Origin of the sequence: Spirosoma sordidisoli (assembly GCF_004138325.1) — a bacterium.
In the GTDB taxonomy this organism is placed as follows: domain Bacteria; phylum Bacteroidota; class Bacteroidia; order Cytophagales; family Spirosomataceae; genus Spirosoma; species Spirosoma sordidisoli.
The window spans coordinates 128,768-142,151 of sequence record NZ_SBLB01000009.1; the positions used below are offsets into that span (position 1 = coordinate 128,768).

Consider the following 13,384-nt stretch of genomic DNA (forward strand, 5'->3'; position numbering starts at 1 on the left):
GTTGCTTTATTCTAGCCGCACTGAAGAAAGCAAAACTCTGATTCACAAACGATTGCCCCTTCTCACGACGATCCTGTTGAGCTGATAGCCCGGTTTGTTCGTGACAAAAACCCTGCTCGCGTTGCCGATTGGGGTCGGGGATTGGTCTGCCCTTACGTTACGTTTTTTTTCACCCGCTACCAAGCCTATCCGGCTTGGACAGGGCTGGTTTGTGCTTTTTCCAGCCCACATGGTCCTGCCCTGGAACTTCCAGTTTTCATTGAATCAACCTTATAACTCCTGTTCTACGATGAAAAAAGTCTTCATACTTTTTGTATTGCTTTTTATCTCGTGTTTATCGAGTCCTCTTCTTGCGCAAAGTCGGGTGGTGAAAGGACGAGTCCTGTCTACCGAAGATAATAGCGCATTGCCTGGGGTTAACGTGGCCATTAAAGGCACAACCATTGGCGCATCCACCAACAGCGAAGGCAATTACTCCATCTCAATCCCCACTGAACATGCGGCCGGAACGCTGGTTTTTTCGTTCATAGGCATGAAAACGACCGAAGTGGTCATTGGTAATCAAAGCACGATATCGGTTTCACTGATTCCCGGCGAAACCTCCCTTTCTGAGGTGGTGGTAAGCGCCCTAGGCTTTAAGGAAAACGCCGATAAACTGGGTGCCACGGCCGCTAAAATAGATGCGAAAGACATTGTGCGCTCGGGCGAAACAGGGGTGATCAACGGTATGGCCGGTAAAGCAGCCGGTGTGCAGATCACCCGTTCGGCCGGTGATCCAGGCGCCGGTTCCTACATCCAGATTCGGGGTCAGAATACCATTACGGGGTCGACCCAGCCCCTGGTTATCGTCGACGGTATTCCTATCAGTAACTCCACCCTGGGCGATGGGGTAGCCGGAGTCTCCCAGCAGTCGCGCCTGAACGACATTAATCCGAATGATATCGCGTCCATGCAGATCCTGAAAGGGGCATCGGCAGCGGCCCTGTGGGGGTCCAGAGCGGCCAATGGGGTTATCGTAATCACCACCAAAAAAGGCGCTAATACCGATAAGGTGAACATTGCGCTGACCTCGGCCGTGTCGTTTGACCAGCCTAATCTGTTACACCCCATGCAAAGCACCTACGGCCAGGGAGCAGGCGGGGTCTACAGCCCAACAGGTTCGTTTACCTGGGGAGACCGGATTGCTGACCGGTCGGGTGCCGCGGATGAGGTCAACCAGAACGGACCCCGCTTTGAAGCGGATAACGGTCAGATCTTTTACCCGATCATCCGGAAAAACTCCAGAGAAACATTCAACGACGTTCGGCGGGATCAGGTGTTCCGGACGGGTACCTACATCGATAACAACCTGAGCGTTAGTGGCGGCAACGACAAGGGTAACTTCTACCTGAGCGTCGGCGACCTGCGCCAGCAGGGAATTCTGAACGGGCAGAGCGACTATAAGCGCACAACGGTCCGCTTCAATACCGAACGGCGTTTCAACAACATCTTTAAGGCTACTACCAATGCCACCTACGCCCGGACTACCTCCAATCGGGTACAGCGCAGCAACAGCGTTGCCGGGCTCTATATCGGTATGCTGCGAACACCCCCCGACTACGATAACCGCGGCTATAAGGGGAACTATTTCGCATCACCCACCGCCAGCCCCATCCCGAATCGCCAGCGTTCGTTCCGGAATTACCTGGGCGCTTCCGCCAACCCGGTGTACAATGACCCATTGTGGGCTATCAACGAAATGACCAACACCACCGAGGTGGATCGATTCATTCTTAGCTCCGAGTTGCTGATCACCCCGGCCAGCTGGTTCGACATTACCGCACGGGGCGGGCTGGATAGTTATACCGATCTGCGTCTTACCAACTCTCCGGTTTCATCAGCCGTCAACAGCGGGTTGGGAAGCCTTGAACAACAGATGCTGAAAGAGACGGAGATGAACATGGACGTCATCGGCCGCGTGTTCAAGGACATCGGAAAAAACATCACCAGCACATTAATCCTGGGCTTTAACATCAACGACCGGAAATACCTGAGCCTGGGCGGGACACTGAACACCTTTATCATTCCCGACGCACCACCCAACTTTACCAACGCACTGGCCGCCAACCGCGTACCGTACAACACCACCACCCACCGCCGAACGGCCCGGGCTTACTCGTCGCTGAACCTGGGGTTCTTCGATCAATTGTTTGTCAATGCCTCGCTGGCGGGTGAGGCCGGGTCTACCTTCGGCAGCGAATCGCAGTCGACGTTCTATTATCCCTCGGCCGATGTAGCCTGGCAGTTTACCAAGCTGCCTCTCCTGAGCAGCAACAAGCTTCTGTCGTTTGGCAAACTGCGGGCCTCGTACGGTACTGTTGGGGTGCAGCCTGACGCCTACCGGAACACGACTACCTTCGTCAACGCTTCGTTCGGGAGCTGGGGTGGTCCGGTTAGCGGCACCGGCTACGGAAACGGGGCCTTTGTCCAGAGCAACCGGCAGGGAGATCCAAACCTGCGTCCGGAGCGGAAAACAGAGTATGAGGTGGGGACCGATCTGCGGTTCATGAACGACAAGCTTTCGGTCGGGTTCACCTATTACCAGAACAAAATCGTAGACCTGCTCCTCGACGTAGCCACGGCTGGCTCGACCGGATTCACCCAGAAATACACCAACGCCGGTACCATGGAAAACAAGGGGCTGGAGCTGGAGCTGAACTACAATGTTATGAGCCGCGGCTCGTTCAACTGGAACCTGTTCACCAACCTGAGCCGGAACCGAAACCGGGTGCTCGACCTTGCTGGTACGGATAATATCACCCTGGGTGGTTTCAGCAGCACGGCCAGTACCGTTGCCAAGGTGGGCTACGCCATGTCATCGCTCTACGGTGGCGTATACCAGCGTAACGAAGCGGGCGCCCTCGTCCTCAACGCCAACGGATTCCCACAGATTGCCTCTTCGTTTGGGGTGCTCGGTGATCCTAACCCCGACTGGCGCGGTGGTTTCGGCACCAACCTCTCCTTCAAAGGGGTATCGCTCAACGTCCTGTTCGAAACCTCGCAGGGTGGCGACTTCTACAACGGTACCCGCGGAGTGATGTACCATTTCGGTACCCATCAGGACGTTGGGTATGACGTAACGCTGGGGCAGCCGCTCAAAAATTACGCGGGCAAAACCATTGCGGCCGGCACAACGGTTCGGGGGGCTATCAAGGATTTTGGTGCCGGCCCGGTACTGCTGGACGAAAGTTACTACACCTCGATTGGGGGCGGGTTCAGCACGCTGGTTGAGCAGTTTATTTCCGACGGCAGCTGGACCCGCCTGCGCGAAGTCTCTGTCGGCTATTCGCTCAACTCGGCCAGTTTCCGCCAGAAAACCCGATTGCAGTCGATCAACTTTACCCTGACCGGCCGCAACCCCATCCTGTGGACGAATGTAGTGGGGATCGACCCCGAAACCGGACTTAACGGCACGGGCAACTCGCGGGGCCAGGATTACTTCAACAGCCCGAACACCAAATCATTGCTGTTCAGCATCAAGATCAATTACTAGGCTGAAAGAACGGATCGCCTACAGCGGCTGCGCCTTTTTTCCTCCCTGTCATCTTAACTCCGACGATCATGAATCGAATCTATAAACTCATTTCCGCGTTTAGCCTGTTCTTCTTTTTGCTGTTTGTCTCCTGCCAGTCTATTGTCGATGGGCTGAACGTAGACCCCAATAACCCCACCAGCGCTCCAGCTTCCCTGGTGTTCACCGGTACTCAACTAGCCAACATCGCTACCCAGGAGGGCATGGCCAGCCGGCTAACAACCATCTGGAGTGGCTATACCACCGGCGCCGACCGACAGTGGAAAGACTACTTTAATTACAACGTCAGCGCCGGGGTGTACGACGCCGACTGGAACCTGGTCTTTCAGGCCACCAATGCCAACGCCCTGATTGCCATCCAGAAAGCGGGCGAACTGGGTAACCGGCGCATGGTCGGTATCACCAAAATTCTCCGGGCCAACGCCCTGGCAACGGGCACCGAACTCTGGGGCGATATTCCCTACGACGAAGCAGGCGACATCATCAAGTTTCCAAATCCGAAGTTTCAACCCCAGGCCGAAGTCTATACCAAACTACTTACGCTTGTCGATGAAGCCATTGCCGATCTGGACGCGGGTATCGGCACCGTTGGGGCTGAGGATATCCACTTCGGGGGCGATGCTACCAAATGGAAACAGGTAGCTTACACCCTGAAGGCCCGAATGCTCACCGACACTAAACAATACGAAGCCGCCTATACAGCCGCTCAGAATGGCATCAGCGTCTTTGCCAACTCGCTCTATGCTCCGCACGGTATCACGACCAGCGTCAACGAAAATCATTATTTCTCGTTTCTGACTAACCAGCGGTTGGGCGACATCTTTGCCGTTGGCGCCTATAATGTGGGCTTGCTCAATCCTACAAGCACTGCGTATCGGGGCCATGCGAAGACGGTGGAGACCGCCCGTTTCCGGTTCTATTACCTCGAGAACGGGGTCAACACCCCCGGGCGCATTGAGCCAAATACCTCCAGTACGGCCACGGCCAGCGGTTTTTTTGCCCGGAACGCCAGCTTCCCGATGGTCACATATCAGGAGAACGTGCTGACGCTGGCCGAAATGGCGTTGCGGTCGGGCAAAGGGTTTGCGGTGGCGCTCGACCACCTGAACCGCTACCGGGCGTTTCTAAACACCGGCGGCTACATCAACTCGACCTACCTGACATCAGGAAACTATAAATATGAGCCCTTCGTAGCGGCCGATTTTGCCGCAGGTGGCATCGAAAATAAAGACAACATCAGCGCCGACAACGCCCTGCTTCGGGAAATTCTGCAGGAGCGGTATGTGTCTTTTTACGGCCAGCATATCGGCTGGAACGATGAGCGCCGTACGCGTAATGAACCCTATGGTATCAAGCTCACGCCGAACAACGGCTCCCAGCTTCCCTGGCGTTTTATCTACTCACAGAACGAGCTCAACTCGAATCCCAACAGCCCTAAACCGGTACCCGGCACCTTCGATGCGCTGGCCATCTACAAGTAATTAACCTAACCCAATCGATCATGAACCAGAAGATAACCCATATACTCCTGACCGCCCTGCTCCCGCTCAGTGTTGCGCTGTCGCAGCCGGTGCCTATGGCGGCCCTGAAACAGATGAAAGCCCGAAGCGTTGGCCCGGCGGTCATGGGCGGGCGTATTACGGCTATCGATGCCGTGGTGAGTAACCCGGACATTATCTACGTCGGAGCAGCCTCCGGGGGCGTCTGGAAAAGCACCAATGCCGGGGGGACCTGGAAACCCGTATTCGATGATCAGCCTACCCTGAACATTGGGTCTATTGCCATCCAGCAAAATAATCCGAACGTGATATGGGTAGGTACCGGTGAAGGAAACCCGCGTAATTCGGTAAACATGGGCGGGGGCATTTTCAAAAGTATAGACGGTGGTCTGACCTGGAAGTCAATGGGTTTAGAGAAGACGTTCAACATCCATCGCCTGATCATCGATCCGACAAACCCCGACGTGGTCTACGCGGGCGTAATCGGTTTTCCCTTCGGCGAGCATCCCGAACGGGGCGTTTATAAAACAACGAACGGCGGTCAGTCCTGGGAGAAGGTATTGTACACCAATGAAAAGTCCGGTGTTGCCGAAATGGTCATGGACCCTACAAACCCAAGCAAGCTGGTCGTAGCCATGTGGCAGCATCGCCGGACGCCCTGGGATTTTACGTCGGGTGGGCCCGGCTCGGGCTTGTTCATCACCTACGATGGGGGCAAAACCTGGAAGAAAAAAGGCGAGAGCGACGGATTGCCAAAGGGAGATTTCGGTCGGCTGGGCTTAGCCATCAGCCGCAGCTCACCCAACAAAATCTACGCGCTGGTCGAAGCGCCAAAAAACGGACTGTACCGCTCCGACGATGGGGGAGAGAAATGGACCCTGGTTACTGACGACCCCACGGTAGCGACCGACCGGCCGTTTTATTACAATGAAATTTACGTCGATCCGCTGGTCGAAACGCGTATCTATAAACTGAGTGCCCCGCTGTCGGTCAGTGAAGATGGCGGCAAAACGTTTACCGTGCTGGCCACTCCCGATCAGGTCCATTCGGACCATCATGCCTTCTGGATTCATCCCACCAATCCGGATATTATTATCGAAGGTAACGACGGCGGCCTGGCCATCAGCCGCGACCACGGCAAATCCTGGACCAATCCGGAGGCCATTCCGGTCGGTCAGTTCTATCATGTAAACGTCGATAATGAAGTTCCTTACAACATTTACGGTGGTTTACAGGACAACGGCTCCTGGACCGGACCTGCCTACACCTTCCAGACGGGCGGTATCCGAAACAGCCACTGGCAGGCGTTGATTCTGGCCGATGGGTTCGATGTGATCCCCGATGGCGAGGACTCCCGGTACGGGTACGCCATGTCGCAGGGAGGGAACATCATCCGGTATGATAAGAAAACCGGGGGGGCCTCTTTCGTAAAACCCATTATCAGCGACATGAATACCCGGTTGCGATTCAACTGGAACACCGGCTTTGCGCTGGATCCTGTCGATAAAAAGACGATCTACGCGGGTAGTCAGTTTCTCCACAAGTCAACCGATAAAGGCATGACCTGGGAAACCGTTTCGCCCGACCTGACCCTGAACGATCCGGCGCACCAGAAACAGGACGATAGCGGTGGGTTAACCATCGATGCCACCCAGGCCGAGAACCACAATACCATTCTGACCATTGCGCCCAGCCCGCTGAAGGCGGGGGTTATCTGGGTTGGCACCGATGACGGGAACGTGCAGCTCACGCAGGATGGAGGAAAAACATGGGCCAACCTCAGCAGCCGCCTACCGGGCCTGCCCAAAGAAGCCTGGGTTGCCCAGATTACGGCATCCCGCTACAAGGCTGGGGAAGCGTTTGTGGTTGCCAACTTGTACCGCATGGGCAACGATTTGTCGCCCTACATATATCGGACAACGGACTTTGGGCAGACATGGACCCGCTTGTTGAGCGAAAAGCAGGCGAAGGGCTACGCACTCTGTTTCCTGCAGGATCCCGCCGAGCCACGTCTGCTCTTTGCGGGCACGGAGCATGGCTTATGGGTCAGCATCGACGCCGGACAAACCTGGACTCAATGGGACAATGGCCTGCCAGCCGCAACGCCCGTGATGGACCTGGCCATACAGGAGCGGGAGGCCGACCTGGTCATTGGCACGTTCGGTCGGTCGATTTATGTACTGGACAACATCCGCCCCTTACGCCAGCTGGCAGCCACCGGCAGCTCCCTACTCGACAAACCCGTACTGGCTTTCGAGCCATCGGCCGCTTATCATGCTGTTTATCAAGGCCCTCAGGGCTATGGAAAAGACGCCGAAGATCTGTACCAGGCAACCAACCGACCGGCCGGCGCCACCCTGCTGTATTATCTCAAGCCTGCCCCAAAAGCCGTTTCGGCCAAACCGGCCCCGACAACAGCCGCCGTAAAGGGGAAAAAACCAGCCGTCATCACAGCTTCTGACGAGCCCACGACTACCCTGCCGCTGACCGCTTCAGCCACTGGCCCAGTAGCGGCTCGCAGCAAAATAGATTCGGTTTTTGTGCGTCTGTACGACGAAAGTAACCGGTTGGTACGCACCCTGAAACAGGCTCCCGACACGGCCCTGGGTGTGCAGCGTATCAACTGGAATCTGACCGAAACCGCTGTGGCCATGCCCAGTATGCCCGGTCCACGGCGCGGGGGTAACGAACCCTCCGGCGATCCGGTTATGCCCGGCAAGTACAAGGCGGTAGTCACCTACAGGGGGGCGGCCGACTCGACCTATGTCACGGTTTTACCCGATCCCCGGGTTCCGTTCAACAAAGAAGCTGCTATGGCCCGCCGGGCCCTGCAGGAACGGCTAAACAAGAATATTCGCCAGCTAAGCGCGCTGACGAGTCAGATTCAGGAAGCCACCGAAGCCACCGAATCGATCAAATCACGCCTAAAGGATAAGAAAGGCCCGCAATACGATGACCTACGGAAAGCAACCGCGCAAATACAGGATTCGCTGAAGGTAGTTCGCGAACGCATTGTCGGGAAACGAACTGAACGACAAGGCTTTGGCCGGGTATATATGCTTACGCCCATCATGAAAATTCAGGAAGCCAGTTCATATATTAGCCGCCGGACCGCGCCACCGACCCAAACGGAGAGCCAGCTGACCGACCAGGCAGAAGGGCTGACCCGGGAGACGATTGCGAAAACAAATGAGTTTTTCAGCAAACAGTGGGCTGAGTACTACAAAAAAGTACAGGCCACTCCGCTGGATCTGATCAAGGAATATTCGCCCATTGCCAGTAATCCCAAATAAATGAAAAACCTATTGCATCGATGGCTGACGGCCGGTTTTTTCCTGTCTGGAGTTATGGCGACCTATGCCGGGCCTTCGGGGTGGTTTATGACCGACTCCATTCAGGTAAACGTCACCGAAGGAACGAACATGGCCGCTGATATATCGCCCGACAAGTCACTGATCGCTATTGATTTACAGGGCACAATCTGGCTACTGCCCAGCGCCGGAGGGCGCGCCAAACCCCTGACCGATGCGCTGGGCGACTGCCGTCAGCCGAGCTGGTCGCCCGATGGGAAACAGATTGCATTTCATGCTTTTTGGGATGGTCGGTATCATATCTGGACTGTTGACCGAGCGGGCGGTAAACCCCGGCAGCTGACGTCCGGTATCTATGACGACCGGGAGCCCCACTGGTCGCCCGATGGGAAACGGCTCGTGTTCGCATCCGATCGTAGTGGCAATTACGACATATGGCAGTTAACGCTCGCCGATGGAAAACTGACGCAGCTTACGACCGATTCGGGCAACGATTACAACCCGGCCTATTCGCCTGACGGTCAACAAATTGCTTACATCTCCGATCGGACCGATGCGCCTGGGATCTACACCGTATCAGCAACCGGTGGGACCGAAAAACTTGTCTCGGCGTCGAAAGGAAAACTGGCCGGTCTGGCCTGGCAACCCGATGGCTCTCATCTCTTTTACAACGCGCTGACCCGTTCTCAGAGCGGACTCGAAAAAGTAAGCCTGGCAACGGGTCAACCAGCTTTGCAGACAGCGCCGGCAGAAGATGTTTTTCCTTTTCGATTGAGCTGGTTTTCTGCGAACGAATACCTGTACACGGCCGATGGCTTACTAAAACGGCGGAAACTCGACGGACCCGCCCTACCCATTCCGTTTCAGGTGGTCATCACCCTTCCCCGCACGAGCTACAAGCGGAAAACGTACGACTTCGATGCGCCCAAACCGCAGCCGGTTAAGGGCATCAAAGGACCCGCGGTCTCACCCGATGGCAACCAGATCGCCTTTGCAGCCCTGGGCGATCTGTGGTTATTGACCAAAGGGAACAAAAAGCCCCACGCGCTCACGTCGGGACCAGCCATCGATGTGGAGCCCAGCTGGTCGCCGGACGGGACCAAACTGGCCTATGTGTCTGACCGAAACGGGTCGATGGATGTCTGGATCCGCGACCTGAAAACCGGCACCGATCGATGTCTGGTCGACATGGCCGACGATTTATATTACCCAACCTGGTCGCCCGATGGTAGTAAAGTAGCGTTCTACCAGGCTGATCCGCGTAATGCGTGGGGTCGCAGCACCCTTTACACGGCCGACGTGACCTACACGGCCGATGTTACGGTGCCTACAACCCGTAAGATCCACGAATCGTTGTTTGTGCCCAGTCAGGTGAGCTGGTCACCCGATGGTAAAACCCTGGCCGTCTCGGCTCTGCACCCCTATTCGTCCCGGTATCGGGAAGGCGTAAGTGAGGTACTGCTCATCTCCCTCGACGGTAAAAATGACCGGTATGTTTCTCCCGCGCCGGGTCATAGCCTGGGAACCCGCGGTAAAAACGGGCCGGTCTGGTCGCCCGATGGCACGCAGATGGCTTATGTGCTGGATGGCCTGTTGTGGGTAACCGCTGTGGCTCCCGACGGTACGCCCACGGGAAAACCCCGACAACTAACGACCGAACAAGCCGAAGTACCCAGCTGGACCGCCGATTCAAGAAAGCTGGTCTATCTGGCCACTGATGAGTTGAAACAGGTGACTGTAGCAACCGGACAAACAGAAACGATCCCGATGGACCTCACCTGGCAGTCTAAAATACCTACTGGCCAGCTTGTTATCCACGCCGGTAACCTGTTTGATGGTCGGTCGAACAGCTACATCAGGAACGTTGACATTCTTGTTCAGGGCAACCGGATCAAAGCCATACTGCCTCATCAGGCCAATCGACCCGGTACGTTCATCGATGCATCGACCAAGACGGTAATCCCCGGCCTGTTCGAAATGCACACGCACCAGCACTCCATGACGGGCGAAAAAATGGGGCGGCTCTGGTTGTCGTACGGCATCACCTCCGTTCGCGAACCCGGCGCCGACCCGTACGATGCGCTCGAACGTAAAGAATCGTGGGCGAGCGGAATCCGACCGGGTCCGCGCCAGTTTTTTACCGGTGGTCTGACCGACGGCACCCGCATTTATTACGGAGCGGCAACCAGTATCAACTCCGATGAGCAGCTGGACCGGGAGCTTACCCGCGCCGTCCGACTGGGCTACGACCTTATTAAAACCTACGTCCGTATGCCGGATGCCATGCAGCAGCGCATCACGGCCTTTGCTCACGCCAACGGAATTCCGGTTTCTTCCCACGAGATATTCCCGGCCATGCGGTACGATGTCGATGCGGTCGAGCACATTGGGGGAACCAGCCGTCGGGGATACTCACCGAAGATCACGGCCATGAACAAAAGCTACCAGGATGTGATCCAGCTGATTGCCAGGTCAGGAATGAACATTACCCCGACCGCATCCCTGCAGGGTGGGTTTTTCTCGATGGCGGCCAAAGACCCGGCGTTTTACGAGAACAGGCAATACAAGGCGTTTTATTCCGAAGACTATAGCAACGCCCTCCAGGCAGGAGCTGCTCAGATGGCTAAAATCAACCCAGGCTATCTGGCCAATTTCGGCAAATTACAACAGGGGGTTAAAGCGTTGATTGACGCCGGCGCGCACATGACCACGGGTACCGATAGCCCGTTTGTTCCGTACGGTTACAGCCTCCATACCGAACTACAGTCTTTTGTCGACGCCGGGCTAAGTCCCTATCAGGCCCTTCGGTGCGCTACCCTCTGGGCAGCCGAAACGGTGGGCGTCAGCAACGATCTTGGTTCGGTTGAGCCGGGCAAACTGGCCGACCTCGTCATCGTCGACGGCGACCCGCTCGGTAATATCCGCGATGCACTAAACGTGGATCAGGTAATCCGGAACGGCGACGTACTTCCGATCGCTCAGCTACTATCCCGCCCCTGAATCTGCTGCTCTCTGACTATCTTCCTGATATAACCTGGCCGGAGGGCGGGCGCTCTTTTTTGGGTCGATCCGGCCAATTGTTTTAAACGTCAATCCATTTATTTCACCGTCTCGTAAATGATGATTTGCGATAAATGGTGAAATAGCCATTTTCCACGTAAGAAAGGTTATTTCACCATCGGGTCTGAAGAACTGGTGTACAAACTGGTTTCTCCAGACCCGATGACCTACCGTCGGTCAGGCCGGTCCTTAGACAGGCATCCTGTCGCTCATCGCCAACTAGTCACACACCTCAAGAATGTAGGTAGCGCAGCGCCAAACAGATTTGTATGGCTTACCACCCTGCTCACCGGCTTCTTTCTCACTCTGGCTCCCTTCGAGGTAATAGGTACCGGGCCAGAGCGGAGTAAACTCGGCCTGTCCGTTTGCATTGGTTTGGATGGCGCGGTTCCAGCCGGTTGGTGAGTGTACCGCGATCTGTAGTTTTTCAGCTGGTTTTGTTTTGAACACAGCCGCCAGCGAAACCGGTTGCCCAACTTTATAACCGACACCGGGTTGACCAACGGCGATATTGAGTTCGTTTGGTGTAGCTGCAGCAACTGATTTGGGCTGGCCTACCGTGACAGCTGCAGTCGCGTTGAACTGGTATTTGGTGGTGCCGCCCAGATCCTTGGCTGCGTGTCCGATTGCCAGCGTATATACGCCGTCTTGCTCGGGTACAAATTCAGCGGAGAAATGATCGGTACCGGGCGAAACGGGTAGTTTGTCCTTATGTCCGTCGAGGCTAACCAACCAAAGCCAAACGCTCTCAGATCTGAATACCAATAAGTTATCTTGATAGCAGGGGTATGAAACACCTCCACTCGAGCCGACTAAAGTTAACAACTACCTTTCCCAAACAAGCTCTCACGGGGCTAGGGGCTAGAAGCTGGTTCCCCCAGAAAACGGCCACGGAAATCAGTAACTACCAGAGATAGTGTTCATTGTCGGCTACCCGGGTGAGGGTACGACTTTTCCCGGTAAAATTGACGAATGGGCTTTACCCGCTGTAAATACGTCCTTACTGCCTTACTGAAGGTTACTTTCAGCTTTCCTTTCCGGAGCGGTTGGTTTAGGGGATCCTCGAAATGACTGGACAATCGAGAATAGACCCACCAGTATTAACCCTACCACCAATCCAATCCCAAATTCTTTTAGGGTTGCCGGCATGTTTGGGAAAAGCGTATGCAGGTAATGGATATTATGTACGAAGATGCCGCCGGCAACCAGGATGAGCGCTAATGTACCCACTACGCTCAATATCCGGATGATAATGGGTAGCGCCCCAACCAGCCCCTTACCCAGTGTAAACAATAAGCCCTTACCCGACGATCCTTTAATGAGCTTATAGCCCGCATCGTCCATGCGTACAATCAGCGCCACGAAACCATACACGCCAACGGTAGCCAGTAACGCTACTGCCGACACCGTCATAATGCGGATCGATAATTCTTCTTCAGCAACCGTTCCCAGCGCAATAATGACGATCTCGACCGAGAGGATAAAGTCAGTTGTGATGGCCGATTTTACCTTTTCTTTTTCCTGATCAGGAGCTGGCCTGGCCTGTTTGGCCTCCTCGACCGGATGTGGTTGTTTGCTAATCAGGTTACCAAAGTAGTGGATTATTTTCTCTGCCCCCTCGTAGGCCAGGTAACAGCCGCCCAGCAACAGAATAACGGTAATGGCAATCGGAAAAAAAGCGCTCAGCAGCAGAGCGATCGGCACTATAATCAGCTTGTTGACTAAAGACCCTTTCGTGATCGACCACAGTATTGGCAGTTCCCGGTCGGCCAGGAAGCCGGTGGCTTTTTCTGCGTTCACAGCTAAATCGTCGCCTAAGATACCGGCGGTCTTGCGGGTTGCCACCTTTGTTGCCAGGGCAACATCATCCATTAAGGCGGCTATATCATCCAGAACTGCAAAAATACCCGATGCCATTTTTGTTTGGTTTATGCCTATACTAA

The 13,384-nt window shown here is 55.2% G+C and carries 6 protein-coding genes; 4 read left to right on the top strand and 2 right to left on the bottom strand.

The genetic code is table 11. The features are described 5' to 3' along the window. Positions 1-289 precede the first annotated feature (289 nt). The 4 genes from EQG79_RS26045 (at position 290) to EQG79_RS26060 (ending at position 11,381) form a co-directional block, all read left to right on the top strand. On the top strand, positions 290-3,532 hold the full coding sequence (locus tag EQG79_RS26045) for a SusC/RagA family TonB-linked outer membrane protein (protein WP_077922965.1): 3,243 nt from the start codon (positions 290-292) through the stop codon (positions 3,530-3,532). Between the two features lie 68 nt (positions 3,533-3,600). After that, positions 3,601-5,052: a SusD/RagB family nutrient-binding outer membrane lipoprotein gene (locus tag EQG79_RS26050; RefSeq protein WP_129605579.1), complete on the top strand. Its 1,452-nt coding sequence runs from the start codon at positions 3,601-3,603 to the stop codon at positions 5,050-5,052. Between the two features lie 20 nt (positions 5,053-5,072). Continuing rightward, positions 5,073-8,363, top strand: a complete 3,291-nt coding sequence (locus EQG79_RS26055; RefSeq protein ID WP_240699455.1) for a hypothetical protein — start codon at positions 5,073-5,075, stop codon at positions 8,361-8,363. Beyond that, positions 8,364-11,381, top strand: coding sequence for a DPP IV N-terminal domain-containing protein (locus EQG79_RS26060; RefSeq protein WP_240699456.1), 3,018 nt, complete (start codon positions 8,364-8,366; stop codon positions 11,379-11,381). Positions 11,382-11,660: 279 nt separating this feature from the next. Here the strand turns inward: EQG79_RS26060 and EQG79_RS26065 are convergent, their stop codons facing one another. After that, a complete protein-coding gene (locus EQG79_RS26065) occupies positions 11,661-12,206 on the bottom strand; it encodes a DUF4198 domain-containing protein (RefSeq protein WP_129605582.1) in 546 nt (181 codons plus the stop codon). A gap of 243 nt (positions 12,207-12,449) precedes the next feature. Next, the gene (locus EQG79_RS26070) at positions 12,450-13,358 is read right to left on the bottom strand and encodes a DUF808 domain-containing protein (protein ID WP_129605585.1); all 909 of its coding nucleotides are present in this window, start codon (positions 13,356-13,358) and stop codon (positions 12,450-12,452) included. Between the last annotated feature and the right edge of the window lie 26 nt (positions 13,359-13,384).